Annotated in this window: 17 protein-coding genes and 4 tRNA genes; 11 read left to right on the forward strand and 10 right to left on the reverse strand. The window is 40.3% G+C overall.

Annotated elements, in window-relative coordinates:
* Positions 1–30: 30 nt before the first annotated feature.
* The 3 genes from QL989_RS00380 to QL989_RS00390 form a co-directional block, all read right to left on the reverse strand.
* A complete protein-coding gene (locus tag QL989_RS00380; protein ID WP_138609558.1) occupies positions 31–2,187 on the reverse strand; it encodes a response regulator in 2,157 nt (718 codons plus the stop codon).
* Positions 2,188–2,267: 80 nt separating this feature from the next.
* Positions 2,268–2,924 (reverse strand): response regulator transcription factor, encoded by a 657-nt coding sequence (locus tag QL989_RS00385; RefSeq protein WP_138609560.1) that lies wholly within the window; start codon positions 2,922–2,924, stop codon positions 2,268–2,270.
* A 210-nt stretch (positions 2,925–3,134) separates the two neighbouring features.
* Positions 3,135–3,506: a histidine triad nucleotide-binding protein gene (locus QL989_RS00390; protein ID WP_010392287.1), complete on the reverse strand. Its 372-nt coding sequence runs from the start codon at positions 3,504–3,506 to the stop codon at positions 3,135–3,137.
* Positions 3,507–3,598: 92 nt separating this feature from the next.
* Between QL989_RS00390 and QL989_RS00395 the strand changes: the two genes are divergently transcribed.
* Positions 3,599–4,201: a DUF2057 domain-containing protein gene (locus tag QL989_RS00395; RefSeq protein WP_290167348.1), complete on the forward strand. Its 603-nt coding sequence runs from the start codon at positions 3,599–3,601 to the stop codon at positions 4,199–4,201.
* A 50-nt stretch (positions 4,202–4,251) separates the two neighbouring features.
* On the opposite strand, the gene QL989_RS00400 is transcribed toward QL989_RS00395, so the two are convergent.
* Positions 4,252–6,093 (reverse strand): M1 family metallopeptidase, encoded by a 1,842-nt coding sequence (locus QL989_RS00400; RefSeq protein ID WP_290167350.1) that lies wholly within the window; start codon positions 6,091–6,093, stop codon positions 4,252–4,254.
* A gap of 144 nt (positions 6,094–6,237) precedes the next feature.
* Here QL989_RS00400 and murB point away from each other — a divergent pair, with 144 nt between their 5' ends.
* From murB to tuf, 8 genes are all read left to right on the forward strand, one after another.
* Positions 6,238–7,248, forward strand: coding sequence for a UDP-N-acetylmuramate dehydrogenase (murB, locus tag QL989_RS00405; RefSeq protein ID WP_290167352.1), 1,011 nt, complete (start codon positions 6,238–6,240; stop codon positions 7,246–7,248).
* A complete protein-coding gene (gene birA / locus QL989_RS00410) occupies positions 7,245–8,237 on the forward strand; it encodes a bifunctional biotin--[acetyl-CoA-carboxylase] ligase/biotin operon repressor BirA (protein ID WP_138609568.1) in 993 nt (330 codons plus the stop codon). The genes murB and birA overlap by 4 nt, the downstream gene beginning before the upstream one ends.
* Positions 8,234–8,932: a type III pantothenate kinase gene (locus QL989_RS00415; protein WP_198522177.1), complete on the forward strand. Its 699-nt coding sequence runs from the start codon at positions 8,234–8,236 to the stop codon at positions 8,930–8,932. The genes birA and QL989_RS00415 overlap by 4 nt, the downstream gene beginning before the upstream one ends.
* A 126-nt stretch (positions 8,933–9,058) precedes the next feature.
* Positions 9,059–9,134, forward strand: a tRNA-Thr gene (locus QL989_RS00420).
* A 41-nt stretch (positions 9,135–9,175) separates the two neighbouring features.
* A tRNA-Tyr gene (locus QL989_RS00425) sits at positions 9,176–9,260 on the forward strand.
* 46 nt (positions 9,261–9,306) lie between these two features.
* A tRNA-Gly gene (locus QL989_RS00430) sits at positions 9,307–9,381 on the forward strand.
* Between the two features lie 10 nt (positions 9,382–9,391).
* Positions 9,392–9,467: transfer RNA gene (locus QL989_RS00435), tRNA-Thr, on the forward strand.
* 135 nt (positions 9,468–9,602) lie between these two features.
* On the forward strand, positions 9,603–10,787 hold the full coding sequence (gene tuf, locus QL989_RS00440) for an elongation factor Tu (RefSeq protein ID WP_004589660.1): 1,185 nt from the start codon (positions 9,603–9,605) through the stop codon (positions 10,785–10,787).
* A 354-nt stretch (positions 10,788–11,141) separates the two neighbouring features.
* On the opposite strand, the gene QL989_RS00445 is transcribed toward tuf, so the two are convergent.
* The 4 genes from QL989_RS00445 to QL989_RS00460 all read right to left on the reverse strand — a co-directional run bounded on the left by QL989_RS00445 (position 11,142) and on the right by QL989_RS00460 (position 14,713).
* On the reverse strand, positions 11,142–12,053 hold the full coding sequence (locus QL989_RS00445; RefSeq protein ID WP_198522178.1) for a hypothetical protein: 912 nt from the start codon (positions 12,051–12,053) through the stop codon (positions 11,142–11,144).
* 174 nt (positions 12,054–12,227) lie between these two features.
* Positions 12,228–13,418, reverse strand: coding sequence for a dipeptidase (locus tag QL989_RS00450; protein ID WP_178956756.1), 1,191 nt, complete (start codon positions 13,416–13,418; stop codon positions 12,228–12,230).
* A 60-nt stretch (positions 13,419–13,478) separates the two neighbouring features.
* Positions 13,479–13,724 (reverse strand): YheU family protein, encoded by a 246-nt coding sequence (locus QL989_RS00455; protein WP_008114225.1) that lies wholly within the window; start codon positions 13,722–13,724, stop codon positions 13,479–13,481.
* Between the two features lie 2 nt (positions 13,725–13,726).
* Positions 13,727–14,713 (reverse strand): hydrolase, encoded by a 987-nt coding sequence (locus tag QL989_RS00460; protein WP_138608410.1) that lies wholly within the window; start codon positions 14,711–14,713, stop codon positions 13,727–13,729.
* Positions 14,714–15,301: 588 nt separating this feature from the next.
* Here QL989_RS00460 and QL989_RS00465 point away from each other — a divergent pair.
* Both QL989_RS00465 and QL989_RS00470 read left to right on the forward strand, forming a co-directional pair.
* Positions 15,302–15,802 carry a hypothetical protein gene (locus QL989_RS00465; RefSeq protein WP_290167360.1) on the forward strand — a complete coding sequence of 167 codons (501 nt, stop codon included), beginning with the start codon at positions 15,302–15,304 and terminating at the stop codon, positions 15,800–15,802.
* A complete protein-coding gene (locus tag QL989_RS00470) occupies positions 15,795–16,016 on the forward strand; it encodes a helix-turn-helix transcriptional regulator (protein WP_290167362.1) in 222 nt (73 codons plus the stop codon). Before QL989_RS00465 ends, QL989_RS00470 begins: the two co-directional genes overlap by 8 nt.
* Positions 16,017–16,113: 97 nt before the next feature.
* Here the strand turns inward: QL989_RS00470 and QL989_RS00475 are convergent, their stop codons facing one another.
* Together QL989_RS00475 and QL989_RS00480 are read right to left on the reverse strand one after the other, a co-directional pair.
* Positions 16,114–16,530, reverse strand: a complete 417-nt coding sequence (locus QL989_RS00475) for a TIGR02444 family protein (protein WP_010392333.1) — start codon at positions 16,528–16,530, stop codon at positions 16,114–16,116.
* Positions 16,517–18,436 (reverse strand): ATP-binding cassette domain-containing protein, encoded by a 1,920-nt coding sequence (locus tag QL989_RS00480; RefSeq protein WP_290167365.1) that lies wholly within the window; start codon positions 18,434–18,436, stop codon positions 16,517–16,519. The genes QL989_RS00475 and QL989_RS00480 overlap by 14 nt, the downstream gene beginning before the upstream one ends.
* Positions 18,437–18,522: the final 86 nt, after the last annotated feature.

Here is an 18,522-nt window from a genome sequence, read left to right on the forward strand (position 1 = left end):
GGTCGTAAAACTTGGTAGCCCGTAACCGTATTACTCTAGCCCTTGGCGCACATACCTTAAATAGGCTTCTAAACTGTGTTGCCACAGTGTGCTGGCTTCATTTAATGAGTTATTTAATGGCTTTTTATCAAGTAAGCGTCGTTCTATTTTTTTCAGTGCCAGTCCATAGCTATTAAAACCAAGTTGCATTGCGGTGCTGGCTTGGCGATGTAATAACTTAATGCATTGCTCGGGGTCTTGCTCTAATAAAGCTTGGCAACGGCTCAGCTTATTACGCGCAGATAGGATAAACTCATTATAAATAGAAGATACTTCGTCAATACTAAAAGAGCTTGTTAAGGTCTCTGTTGCGGTTTCATCGTATAACGTATCAATCAGCTCGACGGCAATGCTAGCTGTTTGTGTTGACTGTGAATCACTCAATGCTTGGCGTAGTTTTTCTTGCTTTAATGGCTTGCCAACAATGTCTTTAATACCCAGTGCTAAGTATTCTTTTATTTCATCAGGGCTCAAACTGGCAGTAAAGGCCAGCACCGGAGTTCGCTGATTTTTATGCTCCACTCGCTTGAGTGTTTTTAGCACTTGCTGCCCTGTTAAATCGGGTAAGTTCATATCAAGTAACACCACATCAAAGTGGTATTTTTTCATCAACTCAATCGCACTTTTGCCATCTTTAGCGAGCTTAATTTTATGCTCGTCGTCAGCCATAAATTCAACGGCTATTTTTTGGTTTAAATCTAAATCTTCAACAAGTAACACATCAAGTCCGGTTAAATAATCCTTACTTTGATGGCGCTGCTCTACAAGGCTAAGTTCACCTATTGCTAGTGTCATGTTAAAGCTAAATACGCTACCCACTCCCAGCTCACTGGTGATTTCTAGTTGGCTATTTATTTTATCGAGAAGGCGGCTAGTTATAGCCAGACCAAGCCCCGTTCCGCCTTTTTCCTTACCTGCGCTACTTTGAATGTAGGGCTCAGTTAAGTAATCAATTTCATCTTTTTCAATACCCGGGCCTGAATCGAGTACGCTTACTTTAAGAGTATGATCGAGCTGAGTTTCATTAATTAAATCAATTTGCACTTTTACTGTGCCGGTGTCGGTAAATTTAATCGCATTACCAACAAGATTAATAATGATTTGTCTGAGCTTTTGTTGATCGCAGTAATAACAGGCTTTATCAGGGATGTTACAGGCAAGCTCAAATTTAAGCTGTTTTTGTTCGGCCAAAGGGCTTAACAGCAGGCATAAGTTTTGTAGCCAAGTTTTGAACTCTATGTCTTCTTCGTACAAGGCTTCGTCATGCTGATCTAAGCTTGCGTATTCCAGCACTTTATCTACTAGTAAGTTGAGCGACTCAGCTGAGTTGATAATGGCTTCGCAATAAGCTTTATTGCGGCTGTCGCTAGTTTGGTTTAACACCAGTTGTGCGCTGCCTAAAATGCCGTTTAATGGGGTGCGTATTTCATGGCTTATAGTTGATAAAAAGAGCCCGCGAATCTCTAAGTCTTTGTGTGCTTTTTCGGTAAGTTTATTAAGCCTTAATTCTCTGCGTTCATTACACAATAGAGCCATACCGGCTGCATAAAACATAGGGGCAATCACACTGTTCAAAAATAATAGTGAGTCAAACCATGGGTTTAATATTGCATCTTGTTGTGCAACGCGATCCATAAAAATAGTTCGAGTGATAAAACTGGCTGCAACCAAGGTTAAAATAATAATGTAAACAATACTGGCATTAGGATAAGGTTTTCGCGCATATTTAAAAAAAACAAATAGTAAAAAAGCGGCTTCTACAATATGTTGAAAGTCAGAAATATAAACCCGTGAGCGCATAGATGGCTGAAAAAAAGTGAAGTAAACAAGCAATAAAGCGCTGGCAGCGGTAAATAGGCAAACAAATTTAAAACCACGACCACGATAATTTAAAAACTGACTCAGCGATAAGCAATGCACAATGGACGCTAAAAACATCATGCTATTAGCAAAGGTAATGGCAAGCTTTTCAGGGATTTTACCTATGAGCGCAAAGCCCACAATGGCGGCTAATAGTAGTAAAGGGTAGGAGATATAAAGTAACGTGCCGGGGACATGCTTATTGGTACGCCAAGTTAAAAAGTTCAGTAACGTCATCACTGTCATAACAGCGATACTGGCAAAATAAAGCGTAAATGAGTCGAGCATTAAGACCCCAACAGCGATTTTTAAAGAAGATATAAAAACAGGCACCTGAAGTGCCTGTATTAAATTTATTTAAATAAGCCTTAACGAATTTCGTCAGGAATATTTTGTTGTGCCCAAGAGAGTAGTTCAATACGGTTACGGCATTTAGTTTTTCTAAATGCGCTGTATAAGTGAGTTTTAACCGTGTGTGGGCTAATGCTTAACTCTTCAGCAATTTCTTTATTTTTCGACCCGTTACTCATTAACGAGATAATCGCTTTTTCACGTTTAGTGAGTTTGATTGGCTCAATATCGCCATCAGTTAGCTTATGTAGTGCGTCTTTGTTAAATTGCAGCATACGGTTGAGCGCATTACACATAATATCACGACGATACCAAAGCTGATCTTCAAGTAGTAAACGAATCCCTTTCATTAATACGTCAGCATTATCGGTGGTGTAAAATACACCGCGAATACCACTGAGTAATGCACGATTAGCAAGCTCTGGGTTTTCATCTAAATTAAACAACACAATATCGCATTTGACGCGTAAATTAACGAGCTGCTCTTTTAGCTTAGTCCATGCGTCTTTACTTGATGTTTCAATGAACAATAAGCGAGTACCTACCGGAACATCTAAAATATTCGTACCTGTAGTTACGTCTAGGCCCTGCGTTTTTAACAAAGGCTCTAAAACGTTAATACCAATAGTGTTAATTGGTTCTTCATCTAACAACAAAAAGGCTGAACTGCTCATGTATTTTACTCTTTTATAAAGCTGGCTAATTAATCTTACCACGATCCCTGCACACCTTTTGTATTAGGGAGTAACAATTTCACTGGCGAAAAGGTGCGATTTACGATTATTTAAACATAAAATGTTGCAAATAAGTAATTGTTTTTTTGGTATATAAGAAAAACGCCGTATTTTTAATGTATTTTTTAAGATACAGGATTTAATGAGTGATTATAGCGCAACTTTTTTAGTGTTTTGATACGGAGGCCAGCCCATTTCTTTTCCCGCTAGCATATGCAAATGAATATGGTAAACGGTTTGTCCACCGTGTTCATTGCAGTTCATCACCACGCGGTAGCCGTCATCGCTAAAATTAAGTTGTTTGGCAAGCTTAGCCGCTACCACATATAGATGACCAACAAGATGTGAGTTTTCCTCAGTGACATCATTAATCGTGGCAATGGCTTGTTTAGGAATAATCAACGCATGAAAGGGTGCTTGAGGGTTAATATCTTTAAATGCAAGTGCTAGGTCGTCTTCGTAAATAATGTCAGCAGGAATTTCACGATTAATAATTTTAGTAAAAATAGTCTCTTGACTCATAATGATGACTCTAATTTTTTCGATTAATATGTATACCACTAATGACAAATTTTGCCAGCAGTGTCAAACTGAAATCAACTAAAGGAGTAATTATGCGTAAATCAATATTATTAGGCAATGTAGCGGCGCTCTTGGTGAGTGCATCTAGTTTGGCAGAAAACATTCACTTTCCCGAGGAGTTTGTTCCTTTACAAGTGGGTGAACGAGTCATTGAAAGTTCGATTTTTAGTCGTGTTGATGATGTTGAGTTAGCACCGGGTACTTATCAGTTAAAGCTTAAATACACAGATTTATATGATTTAGGTTATGACGATCACGAAGTGATTGAGTCAGAGCCCTTTTGGGTCAATGTAACCGTTGAAGCAGGTAAAGATTACACCTTAGTATTTAATCGTGCTGAAAATGCGGTGGCAGCAAAAGTATTTGCTGAGGCACCGCAAGTAAGCTTAAAAGCAAAAGGCAGTACCTTAGCTGAGCCATTAAATGTGATAGCTGAACGACAACTACAAAGTTCACAGTTTAATCAGCAGGCCTCAGAAACCCCTGCCGGCCCACAAAAACCAAGTCGCCCAATTAAACCGATTGCGCCAATTAATGGTAAGGGCATGCCAAGCGCTGCCAATATGCTCGACTTTTGGTGGCAACAAGCAACGCCCGCTGAAAGGCAGGCTTTTTTAGATAAAGTAACAAAATAATTAAGCATTAAAAAAGGGCCAAGTTGGCCCTTTTTAATTTATTGATAATGCTATTTAAATAATGCGTCAATAGTACCTTGTGCCAGTGGGTGATAACCCGGACGCGCTTTTAAGTACACGCTTTGTGCCCAATCTTTTTTACCATTGGTAATAAGCGCTTTATAAAGCGGCACGATAAGCTTACGACGACCAATACCCGATAAATGCTTATCAAGCGCAGGGTAAATCGGTTGGTAACCATTACCTACTGCTAGCATATACCATGCAAACGCACGTTCTGCGTTGGTTGATTGGGTTAAGTTAAACTCGCCGTCTAATTCAGTCATTTTTTCAATGCTTAAATCGCGCGGTAAGTTGTTTAAAAAGTGTAGCCACTCATGCACAGTCCAATTTGCAGTGGGTAATTGTGCCGCCGTTGTATCCCCTTTTAACCAGCTCGCTGTTGCAGTATCGACTTTATCGAACGCGTTAGAAGTTGGGTTAGGTGCATCACTTGGTAAACCAGGCTGAAAAATCCACTCGTTTACTTTATCCATGCTCACTACGCCTGGATACTTTTCAATTAAGTTAGCTTTGATGTACGTAACAAATTGTGCGGTGGTTAGCGATTTAAATGCAAATTCATTAAAGTAGGTCTTAACAAAGTCATCAAACTTATCACGGCCGTATTTTTCTTCTAGGTAAATTAAAAATAGCTGACCTTTTGTGTAAGGCACTGAGCTAAACGCATCATCTGGATCGCGGCCATTAAGTTTTAAATTAAGGCGTGTGTCTGGAGCATCAATGGTTTTAAGTTGCGCACGTAGGCCAGCTGCATCAAGTGCTTGTTCCATAACAGCTCGGTCACGCCCAAATACCTCTTCCATAATGCGGTTTTCAACGTAAGAGGTAAAACCTTCGTTTAACCATAAATCTTCCCATGTAGCGTTCGTCACTAAGTTGCCAGACCAAGAATGTGCAAGTTCATGCGCAATCAGGTTAACTAAGCTTTTATCGCCAGCAACAACGGTTGGGGTAATAAATGATAAACGTGGGTTTTCCATACCTCCAAATGGAAAGCTAGGTGGTAGCATAAGTAAATCATAACGACCCCATGCATAGTCGCCGTACATGGCATTGGTTTTGTCGATCATCGCTTGGGTGTCATTAAATTCAGCAACCGAGGCGTCTAAAATAGTCGGCTCTGCAAAAATACCAGTTTGCTTAGACATGGCCTTAAATTCTAAGTTACCTGCACCAATTGCAATTAAGTAAGGTGAAATAGCTTGTGGCATAGTGAAGTGGTAATCACCATCTTTATAAAGAGCATCTTTATTATCAGCACTCATTACTGCACGAATATCCTCAGGGGTATGAATGCGCGCATTATAAGTTACACGCATTGCTGGGGTGTCTTGCACTGGGATCCAACTACGCGCATGAATCGCTTGTGACTGGCTATACATAAACGGGTGAGTTTTACTGGCAGTTTGCTCTGGCGTTAACCACTGTAAGCCAGACGCTTCTGGGCGGCTGTTATAGTAAATACGAACTTTTTGTGCTTGATTTTTAAAGGTAATAGTTAGTTTTGAGCCTTTAACATCATCGCGGTTAGCAAGGTTGAAACTAGCTTTATGCCAATTACCATTTGCCGTTTGATACATCACTTTATCAATATCAAGGTCACGGGTATCAAGTACTAGCTTTTTACTGTTGGCATTTTGCCACTGTAGCGTATGCTCAACAAAACCTTCCAATTGCTTATCAGCAAAGTCGATGTCTAAATCAAGGTTTAAATGCGTGGTGATAACATCATCAAGGTTGGCGTAGGAATTTTGATCAATAGCGCTGGCCATTGCTTGCGAGCACATACCTGCCATAGCTAGGCTTAAAAAAAGAGGTTTGATTTTCATAATTACCTTGAGTACAAATAAAAAAAGTGCAGGTTTTATATCATGATTGTTGCAGTGGGTTGAACAATTTTTACAAGCTGATGCGCAATTTGCGACGATGAGTTAAACTAGAGCGATTAATTACTGCTTCCTTTAGAGGGCTTTGTGCCGCACTCATTACAACCCTTACATACATTTGCATTAAGTAGCCAATGCCAAAATTTTGTCGAAATTACCGACTCAGCGCAGCTTAAAAGTCAGTGCTTTAAAGTCCCTTTTTGTTTGTTGGGTGAGGGCAGCAATACTATTTTTTTAAATGACTATGCAGGCACGGTCATTAAAATGGCAACCCAAGGCATTACTATAACTGAGCGCTCGCATGACTTTTTAGTTAGTGTAGCTGCCGGTGAAAATTGGCATCAATTAGTGACTTACTTGCTGGAGCAAGGTATCGCGGGGTTTGAAAATTTAGCCCTCATACCTGGTACAGTCGGTGCTGCACCAGTACAAAATATTGGTGCCTATGGCGTAGAAATAGCTCAGTTTATTGAAGCTGTTGACTATTTTGATATTGATAGCGGTAGCTTTAAATCTTTAACTAATCAGCAATGTCACTTTGCTTATCGTGAATCGGTATTTAAACACGCGCTAAAAAATAAAGCAGTGATCACCCAAGTGCACTTTAAGTTGTCCAAAATATGGCAGCCAGTACTCAGTTATGGCCCGCTACAACAACTAAAAAACCCGACGCCACAGCAAGTGTGCGCACAAGTGATACAAACGCGTAACAGCAAACTCCCAAATCCCTATAAGCTGGCTAATGCGGGCAGTTTTTTTAAGAACCCTATTATCACCAATAGTGAATTAGCGCAGTTAATTACGGCGTATCCTGAGGTACCTCATTACCCGCATGGTGCCGGTCACCATAAAGTGGCCGCAGGGTGGTTAATAGAGCAAGCGGGATTAAAGGGATATAAAATTGCAGGTATAGAAGTGCATCAACAACAAGCGCTGGTACTAGTTAATCATGGTAATAGTGCAGGGGATGATTTAATTAATATGATTGCTCACATTCAGGATATTGTTTTAACACATTACAACATAAGTTTAGAACACGAAGTGCGGTTAATTGATCAACACAACGAATGCCATATCTCTTTGGAGCAATCAGTATGAAAGCACCTGATGGAAACAAGCTGGCTATTTTAAATGCACTGAATGAAGGTGGGTTTGTCTCTGGGCAAGCACTAGGTGATGAATTAGGAATAAGTCGCGCGGCGGTAAGTAAGCATATTCAAAGCTTACAGGCTATGGGCTTAGATGTATTTAAAGTTACGGGTAAAGGCTATTGCTTAAATAACCAAGTAGGTTTACTTAATCAGCAAAGTATACAGCAGCACTATGCTGAGTTAGGCGCTAATACCGCGAATATTGAAGTGCAACCACTGATTGATTCAACCAACAGCGAGTTAATGCGCCGCATTCAAGCTAAAGCAGCACTAAAATCGGGTACCGTAATTGTAGCCGAAATGCAGCAAGCAGGGCGGGGGCGTCGAGGCCGAGTATGGCAATCACCCTTTGGTGCAAACTTATACTACAGTTATTTTTGGCGCTTAGATGATGGTTTACAAGCCGCGATGGGCGTATCGATTGCTGTTGGTTTAGCGGTGTATGATGCGATAAAAGCACTTTATGGTATTGAAGTAGAGCTTAAATGGCCAAACGACATTTATATAAACAAACAAAAACTCGCAGGTGTCTTGGTAGAATTAGACGGGCAGCCACAAGGGCCATGTCAGTTGGTAATAGGGATTGGTATTAATTTAAATATGCCACAAAGTGCCAGTCAGTACATTGACCAAGCGTGGACCGATTTAAGTCAGCACACCCAGCAGCTAGATAAAAATCAACTAGTAGCTTCATTAACTTATTGTTTAGAGCAACGCTTAGCGCAATATCGTGAGAATGGCTTACAAACTATGTATCAACAATGGAATGCATTAAATGCATTTGCTGGTCAGCAGGTAGAGCTTAATACCGGACATCGTAGTTGGTGTGGCATTTGTGAAGGTATAGATGCGCATGGTGGTGTACGTATTCGCCAAGACGGTGAAGTGAAAAGTTATTATGGCGGTGAGATTTCATTAAGAAAGGCACAAGCATGAGATTACTCATTGATGTAGGTAATACCTCACTCAAAGCTGTATTGTGGCAAGATGGGCAAATACAGCCATGCGATACTAATAATATTCCATGGCTGCAAATTACGGTTGTTGTTTACGCTTGTGTGGGCCGTAGTGAATTACTCAAGCAGCTATTAGAAAAAGCCCAAGCACAAAATATCGATTGCTTTGAGGCTACGGTTAGTCATGAACTAGGTACGTTACATTGCGCGTATCAACAAGTGGGTAATTTGGGTATAGATAGATGGTTGGCGCTCATTAGTGGCTACACGCTTTACCCTAATACGGCCGCAATTGTTGTTGATGCAGGCACGGCAACGACTATAGACGTCCTTAATAATGATGGGCAGCACTTAGGTGGTTGGATATTACCAGGGCTTGATTTAATGACTGCCTCACTCACTCAAAATACTCAGCGCGTATTTGATGATGAAAACACGCCATTTGCTAATGAACTTGGCAAAAATACCCCTAACGGATTAAAAAACGGCGCTTTAGTGGCAACTATTGGCGCAATTGAACAAGCAAAGCTGCATTTGAATACAAAAAATAGCCTTTTAATTTTTGCTGGTGGTTATGGTCAGCTATTACAAGGTCATTTTTCAGACAGTATTTTCGACCCAATGCTAGTGATGAAAGGCTTAAATTACTGGTATGAGTTAGCTAAAAAGAGTTAAAAACAACAAAAAAACTGCTTTTTGCGCGAATAGTGAGCGTTTGAAGCATAAAATCACATTTTTTTTAATTTTTTGGTTGCATCCCAATAAACCTTACTCTAGAATCTCGCCCCGTACTAAAGCAGTGCCGACTTAGCTCAGCTGGTAGAGCAACTGACTTGTAATCAGTAGGTCAACCGTTCGACTCGGTTAGTCGGCACCACTTTCCTTTTACCGGAAGTGCTTAGTATAAAGAATTATCGTGGAGGGGTTCCCGAGCGGCCAAAGGGATCAGACTGTAAATCTGACGGCTCAGCCTTCGCTGGTTCGAATCCAGCTCCCTCCACCACTTTATTCTAGACGGTTAGAGGTAGTTTAAGAACAGGTTCCTTAAAGCGGGCATCGTATAATGGCTATTACCTCAGCCTTCCAAGCTGATGATGCGGGTTCGATTCCCGCTGCCCGCTCCAATTTGATGATGCTGATATAGCTCAGTTGGTAGAGCGCACCCTTGGTAAGGGTGAGGTCGGCAGTTCAAATCTGCCTATCAGCACCAGTCAATTGAATCTCCTTAAACACTTCCTTTATCTGTCAGAAAAAACTATTTGAAATTTGAAAAAATTAACTTAATCTACCTATGGTGGATTATTTTCATATGTAATCTAGATACACAAAACTGATAGGTTCCGTCATGGCAAAAGAAAAGTTTGAACGCGTAAAACCGCACGTAAACGTTGGTACAATCGGCCACGTTGACCACGGTAAAACTACACTAACTGCAGCAATCACTAACGTACTTGCAAAAGTATACGGCGGTGTTGCTAAAGATTTCGCATCAATCGATAACGCTCCAGAAGAGCGCGAGCGTGGTATCACAATCTCAACTTCTCACGTTGAGTACGATACACCTACTCGTCACTACGCACACGTAGATTGTCCTGGTCACGCCGATTATGTTAAAAACATGATCACTGGTGCTGCTCAAATGGACGGCGCTATCTTAGTAGTTGCTGCGACTGACGGTCCTATGCCACAAACTCGTGAGCACATCCTACTTTCTCGCCAAGTTGGCGTTCCTTACATCGTTGTATTCATGAACAAATGTGACATGGTTGATGATGAAGAGCTACTTGAGCTAGTAGAAATGGAAGTTCGTGAACTTCTTTCTGAATACGACTTCCCAGGTGATGACTTACCACTAATTCAAGGTTCTGCACTTAAAGCACTTGAAGGCGAAAAGCAGTGGGAAGACAAGATCGTTGAGCTTGCAGAAGCACTAGATTCTTACATTCCAGAGCCAGAGCGTGACATCGATAAGCCATTCATCATGCCTATCGAAGACGTTTTCTCAATCCAAGGCCGTGGTACTGTTGTAACTGGTCGTGTTGAAGCTGGTATCATCAACGTGAATGACGAAGTTGAAATCGTTGGTATCAAAGAGACTACTAAGTCTACTTGTACTGGTGTTGAGATGTTCCGTAAGCTTCTTGACGAAGGTCGTGCTGGTGAGAACATTGGTGCACTTCTACGTGGTACTAAGCGTGAAGACGTTGAACGTGGTCAAGTACTAGCTAAGCCTGGTTCAATCAACCCACACACAACATTCACTTCAGAAGTATACGTACTTTCTAAAGATGAAGGTGGTCGTCATACTCCATTCTTCAAAGGTTACCGTCCACAGTTCTACTTCCGTACAACTGACGTAACAGGTGACGTACAGTTACCAGAAGGCGTAGAAATGGTAATGCCTGGTGATAACGTTAAGATGACAGTAACTCTAATCGCGCCAATCGCGATGGACGAAGGTCTTCGTTTCGCTATCCGTGAAGGTGGCCGTACTGTTGGTGCTGGTGTTGTTGCAACTATCGTTGAGTAATCAACAGTTGTAGTGCATTAAGCATTAAAAAAACCCGAGCTTAGTCTCGGGTTTTTTAATACCTGCAATAAAATACAGGTTTCAGGTGCAAGGTTGAAAGTTTTAGGTAAAGCAGCTCGGTGTTAATTTTAACATTGTCACTTGAGTTAAGTTTTATCGAACTTAGAGGATAAAGCATGAAGGTGGCGCTCTTACCTTAGGCGTAGGTGCTTTGTGGCAATTATCGTTAAGTAATCAACTGTTGTAATGCATTAAGCATTAAAAAAACCCGAGCTTAGCCTCGGGTTTTTTAATGTCTGAAGTAAAAGTATTAATGTTATCGCTGTAACAGAGTAGGAGCATGAACTTAATCAGTTAGTAACCAGCATTCTTACGTAACTCATCAAGCATATCTTGGTTACCCATCATTTCGTCAAGCGTTGCCCTGACTGCATTGTCAGAGCTATTGTTATAAACTGAAAGTAGATGCTGCGCCATTTGCTTCGTATAACCATCTTGTTTATTTTGAGCTTGGTAGTATTGCGCCATCAACCCTTGTGCAGCTAAGCGACGGATATAATCATTCGTGTCTCGCTCTAACAAGTTTGTAAATTGTTCTGCAAGGCGGTAATCAAGTACCGGTGTTTGAGTTGTTAACTCAACAGCTTGAATTTTAAATTTTTCGTCACTACTGTTGTTCGCTAAATTTAAAATGTTACCTACTACTTCATAGTCATACTCAGGCATAGTAGATTTATTTAGAATATACATATTCATTTGCAGTTGGCTAAGTGCAGCTAACCTATCTAAATCTGCCATGCTTGGATCTAAAGTTTGCTCTCTTAATTGAGAGTTTATTTGTTTAGCATAATCTGGTTCTGATTTGATCCTTAAATCATAGTCTTCTGGTAAATCTGCATAAAAACCATAAAGAGGATTTTGCTCGCGCAGTTCCTCAGCTTCTTGCTGCTGCTTTTCCTCAAGTACGTTAAGAACAAGTTCCTTAAATTCGTCGGTATCTTGTTCTTGATAAGAGCCATTAGCGTGTAGTTTTAAGTTAGCTAATTGGCGTTGTAGCGAACTTACTTTCTTGCTTAGTTCGTCAATTAAGGCTTCATTTGATTGCTGGTATTCTGCAGGAGTACTAATAGAAACTGTGGGGCTTAGCTGTTGCTGCTTGGGTTTATTAAGCGAACTGGGCTGATTTTTAAAAAATGTTCCGTAGCATGAAATTACCAAGGCAAGTGTTGCTATAGTAATCGCAATAGTTCCTTTGTTTATAGTCATAAAATAATCTGCCTCTAAAATGGGTAATTTATCTGTTTTCGAAATATAAGTCTGTTAAAAAGTGTGTTAAATGAAGATGATATATACGGATTAATTAAGAAGGCGGGGCGTGAGTGGCGAAATACGGTGTTTTAAGTGGCTAAAAGCGCTAGACCTAAGCCTAGCGCATAAAGCTTAATGCGATTTTGCGTATTGCTCAGCTTGCTTCCACACTCTTAGTGTATTACCGCTTAAAATCTTTTTAATATCGGTATCGCTGTAACCTCTGTCCATCAAACCTTGAACTAGGTTAGGGTAGCTAGATACATCCTTTAAGCCGATAGGCAGTGAGTCACCTACACCGTCGTAATCAGAGCCAATACCAACATGATCGATACCAATTAGTTTCACAACGTGATCAATATGATCAAGCACTTGCTCAAGACTAGCAAATGGGAATGGATTTTTAGCGCGGTACATAGCATCAAAATCTTTAGCTACTTTTTTGCCTTCTTCAGTAATTGTTTGCTTTTTACTTTTGAATTGATCGTACCAACTTCCGGCTTTTGAAGTAACAAAACTTGAACCAAAATTAATTTGAATCACACCACCGTTCTTCTTAAGGGCTAACAGCATGTCGTCATTCATATTACGCTCAAAACCAGGCGTATATTTACGTAGTGAAGAGTGTGATGCAATAACGGGTGTGTTAGACAATTCCATTACTTGATAAAATGCATCGTCCGAAATATGCGATACATCAATCAGCATGCCGATGTTATTCATCTCTTTTACTAGCTCTTTACCGAATGGGCTTAAGCCTTTCCACTTGCGACGAATATCGTATGATGAGTCAGAAATATGATTGCTTTGCGAGTGAGCTAGGGTGATGTAACGTACGCCACGATCAAAAAAGTGTTGTAGGTTTTTCATTTCGCCCTCGATAGGCGATCCGTTTTCCATGCCCATGGCGATTGATATTTTATTGTCCTTGAACTGTTGCTCAATGTCTTGTGTTGAGTCAGCAATGGCAAACTTATCTGGAGCACGAAACGCAATCGCTTCCATACCATCAATTAATTGATTCGCTAATTGGAAGCTTTTTCCTTTGCCTTCAAACTCTAAATGAGCAGGAATATAAATCGACATAAATGGCGCGTTTAAACCGCCTTTTACTGCACGAGGGTAATCAAAATCGCCGCCCTCAGTGGCTTTAGTTACATCCGCCCATTTATCATGAATGCGGTAAGGTACATCAATGTGAGTGTCGATTAAAATGGTATCGTGAGCAAGCTTAATTGCTTTATCTGAAGGGGTTATTTCAGCGCTGACTGCGCCGGTTAATGCAATCGACATTGCAGCAACTAGTGAGCTTAGTTTTATCATTTATAATGGCTCTTTGAGTTAAAAAAACCATTGTCTATTTTTACGTCGTGTCTGACAAGTTTACTCGTCGAATTGCGCTTCACTTTGCAGTGCTTTGAATTCACTTTTAGAGATTATGGTGACCGATTCGTGCAGTTCAGAGAAAAACACCATAGCTTCGCCGCTTTTTAATTGCTGATTTACTTGCGCCACTTTACTTTCAATACTGAATTCTTGTTCGCCATAATCTGTGCCTTCACGCAGTACATAGCTTTCAATTAGGTTGTACAGTGTGTCTTTATCAAGTTGTTCAAAAGGAATAATCATAGTCACTCTTTATCGGTGTTATTAAATACACATTGCTTAAAATAATCAGGCACCACTTGCTCTAACCAATACACCGGTTTAAACGGGTTGTTACCGCTAATAAAACCAACGTGGCCGCCTTTTTCAGAGATACGCAGCGTAACATGCTCACTTACATCCTGACTACTTGGAACCGCTTTAATCGACAGCATAGGGTCGTCTTTGGCATGGATAATTAGTGTAGGTGTCGCAATATCTTTTAAGTACGGCATCGCACTGGCTTTTTTGTAGTAATCGTGTGCATTCTCAAAGCCATGCAACGGTGCTGTAAGCTGGTTATCGAACTCTAATAAATCGTCAATTTCCATTAATTGATCAGTGGTGATCGGTATCTGTTGTTTAATTTGCGGTAATTTACGTTGCATCGACTTTTTCATCCGGTCGAGCAAATATTTTTGATAAATTTTACCTAAGCTTTTACGAATAACATCACTAGATGATGATAAATCATAGGGCGCAGATATCACGGCAGCTGCGTTAAGCGGGCAGTGAATGTTTTCTTCGCCTAAATACTTAGCGAGTACATTACCACCCAATGAAAAACCCACCGCTACAATAGGGCGATTTGGAAATTGTTGTTTTAAATGATTTATAAAAAAAGCTAAATCGGCGGTGTCGCCACTATGGTAGGCTCTGGGTAAGCGGTTTACTTCGGTTGAGCAGTTTCTAAAGTGCATTAATGCGACAGCAAAGCCTTGCTTTTTTAATGCCTTCATCATGCCTTTGGCATAAAAACTGTTTATGTTGCCTTCAAGCCCATGAAGTACCACTGCGAGTGGTGCTTTTTCGTTATGCGGAAGTGACCAAGCAAGCTCAATAAAGTCTCCGTCGGGCGTATCAAGTTGCGCAAGTTCGTAGCGAGTATGATGAAAAGGGCGGAAAAAACGCGGTATTATGGTTTGAACGTGTCGGTTGGTCATCCACCATGCGGGTTTGAACTTAGGGATCATGTCTGTACTACGCACTTTGCAATTAACGAAGCGCTAGTGTAGCAAATTTTTTATATTTAAAAATAAAAAGCGCCTAATCAGTAAACTAATAAGGCGCTTTGTGCGTCGTGCTTAATGCTGTTCTTTAATGTCTGCATCGTGTACTTTTTTCATGAAAAAATACACAAAGAAGAGGCATAAACTAATAACGACGCCTAAAAATCCAAATGATAAAAATAGTACTGGGTCGCTAAAAAAATCTCTAAAGAATACGTCCATAATTGCCTCCTGATGTCTATGAGGTAATCATAGGCTGGCTCAGTGGTACTTGATATGATCCAGATCAAGCTATTTTACAGATTATAAAATGGGCAATGCAGATGTTGATTTTGATCAATAAAGTTAAGTCGATTTTGCACTTTTTAGTAAATTATCTGCGATTTTTTAATCACTTTTATAATAAAGATGGTCAGCAAAGTTCAGCTTTGAATAACCGTTGCTTTGTTTTAGGTTAAATAAAATAAACCTGGTGTTAAATATATTTGACATGGCTAAAAAGTGAACTTATAGTTTAAAAGTCAAAAATATTTTACTTGGAGTTAGCTTTATATGACTCGTTCAGAGCACTTTAAAGAACTTTTACAAAGCATAAGTTTTAGAGAACTGACGCTGAGTATCGATTTACTGGTAAGCGTGTACATATCTTACTTTTATGTAAACAGCCTAATGAATGCGAGTACGCAGCAGCTTAGTTCTGTTTCTTGGTTATCTGGCTTATTGCTACAGGTGTTAATTTATTCTGTGATACTTATAGTATTGAGCTATTTATTACTTACATTTATCAGTGATAATGAATCAAATCAGCCACCTGATGTGAGAGAAAAGCAAATAAATTTAGTGGGTTATAAATATAAGGCCATAATCTTACAGGCGGGAATTTGTGTTGCTATTTTTCAATATCAAATTGAAGCTAATAACTGGGGCCCAGCTATCGAATATAATATTCCATATTTACCAATGCATATCATGGTAGGCGCTTTTTTGATTGCCGAAATAGTCAATTACATAGCGCAGCTTTATAAAGGCAGAACGGGTGATATCTATGAGTGAGTATGCAATAACTAACTCTATTCGAACATTACGCTTTTTACGCGATGAAATGACGCAAAAGCAGTTAGCAGATGCTCTTGGCGTAACGCGGCAAACGGTAATGGCAATTGAGGCAAATAAATATTCACCCACTTTAGAGGTGGCTTTTAAAATTTCTTTAGTTTTTAACTTACCTTTAGAAGAGGTATTTCAATACAAAACTAAAGATATATAGCTTGGTGTATAAAAGTAAACCAAAGTAACCATGTATATAAGAGCTAATATTCATAATATAAATGGCTTTATGATCTGATGAAATTAATAGTGAAAAATTATGACAAATATTTATCGCTGTTATTGGGCGTTGCACAAGGTGTTAAATTCATACTATTAACTTCATCAATCAATATTATTTGTTGCTGCTTTTCTAATTTTAGCTCGGCACCGAGAAGTGCTTTTCGAATTGCGGCGTAATCTGTAATCTCGGCTTGATTGGCTTTTAAGTAGGCACGTGTGGCTCGTAGAGGCTTCAATGCCAGCTTATCAAACTCACTAATTGATTGTTCAAGCTTGTTTAGCTGTGTTTGGTTAATAGCTAGATTGAGAGAATCTAAGTAATACAGCAACAAGCATAGGTTGACGTTTTTACCTAGCTGGTTTTGATAATCCAACAGGCGCGTTTGCATGTCACCTTTGCTATAAAGGTTACATGCAAACTGCCAAAAATCGTTGCTTTTAAGCAAGTTCATCGGCGAATGCCTGCTCTTTTTGTTCCATTTCTTCAAGGGCCATAAGTAGCTCTTCTTCAACATCGTTAAGCTTAGGCGTAAGTGTGGCTTGTTTAGTAATTAACTCTTTAAGCTTGCCTTTATTTTCGTCGTTATAGAGAGTGTTATCGCCTAGCGCCTCTTCAACGTCAGCTAGTTCTGCAGCAAATTTATCTAATTGCTTTTCAAGTTTTTCAATTTGCTTTTTCAGCGGCTGAATCGCTTTTCTAAACTCGGCTTCTAAGCGCTTTTGCTCTTTACGGTTAACTTGTGAATGGGCTTTTGGCTCTTCGTCGGTGTCGTTTTTAGCGGCTTCTTTATTAGCATTAAGCAGCCACTGATAATATGCATCTAGGTCGTAGCCAAATTGGGTGACCTCGCCATTATCAACTAAATAAAATTCATCGGCGGTATTTTTAAGCATATGACGGTCATGCGATACCGTGACCATAGCGCCTTCAAAGCCTTGTAATGCCATAACTAAAGCGTGGCGCATTTCTAAATCAAGGTGGTTGGTTGGCTCATCGAGTAGTAGTAAATTTGGTTTTTGATAAACCAACATAGCCAGTACTAAACGGGCTTTTTCACCGCCAGAAAAGGGAGCTACAGGGTCGAGTGCTTTATCGCCTACAAAGGCAAAACCGCCTAAAAAGTCACGCAATGATTGTTCGCTGGCTTTAGGGTTTAAGCGTTGCAGGTGAGTGACGGCACTGGCTTTTAAATCTAGAGACTCCAGTTGATGCTGCGCAAAGTAGCCAATGTTTAAGCCTTGATGCTGAAACACTTCACCTGCTTGAGGTTGTAAGTCACCTGATAGTAATTTAATTAGTGTTGATTTACCTGCGCCATTTCTACCCAGTAGTGCAATGCGGCTGCCTGGTACTAAGTTCAGCTTAATACTGTTTAAAATGGTGACATCGCCATAACCGGCTTTGGCTTTGTCGAGTGTCATTAGCGGATTGGGCAGGGCGGTTGGCTCAGAAAATTCAAAATCAAATGGCGAGTCAACATGTGCTGGGGCAAGTTTTTCCATGCGCTCTAGCGCTTTAACACGGCTTTGTGCCTGTTTGGCTTTACTAGCTTTGGCTTTAAAGCGGGTAATGAACTGCTCAAGATGCGCTATTTGTTCTTGTTGTTTTTCAAACATAGCTTGCTGCTGCAATAGGCGCTCAGCTTTTTGGCGTTCAAACTGCGAGTAGTTACCTTTGTACACATTAATAAGTTGTTTATCTATATGCCAAATTTGATCAACCACCGCATCTAAAAACTCACGGTCGTGAGAAATAAGTACTAGCGTGCCGGTGTAGGCACGTAAAAAACGCTCGAGCCAATACACGGCATCTAAATCTAGGTGGTTTGTTGGCTCATCCAGTAACAGTAAGTCGGCATCGCGAATAAGCGCTTGGGCTAAGTTTAAGCGCATGCGCCAACCACCCGAAAATGCACTTACCGGGTTTTCTATTTGATTATTAGCAAAGCCTAAACCATGTAACAGCTCACCTGCTTTGGCTTCAATGCTATAGCCTTTAATATTTTCAAGCTGAATATGCACCTTAGCTTGAGTGTCGCCATCGTTATTTTGCTCGGCTTCACGCAACGCAATTCTTAGTGCGTAGTATTCAGGGTGGCCTTGCAGTACGTAATCTATGGCGCTTATTTCAAGGGCGGGGGTTTCTTGCTTTACTGAGGCCAGTGACCAATCTTTAGGAATACTGCAATTACCGCCATCCAACGAAAGCTCAGACTTTAATAAACTAAATAGCGTTGACTTACCACAGCCATTGGCACCAACAAGGCCCACTTTGTGCTCTGGGAATAGTGTAGCTGATGCATTTTTTAATAAAGCTTTGCCACCGCGAAGCAGTTCTATTTCTGAGATTTGGATCATAAATACGTTACTTTACTGTGCCTTGATTGAATTGCCGCCATTATAACACGGATCTTATTAGCCATATCAATCGTATCAAGTAGGCA

Source organism: Pseudoalteromonas sp. APC 3224 (genome assembly GCF_030407535.1).
In the GTDB taxonomy this organism is placed as follows: domain Bacteria; phylum Pseudomonadota; class Gammaproteobacteria; order Enterobacterales; family Alteromonadaceae; genus Pseudoalteromonas.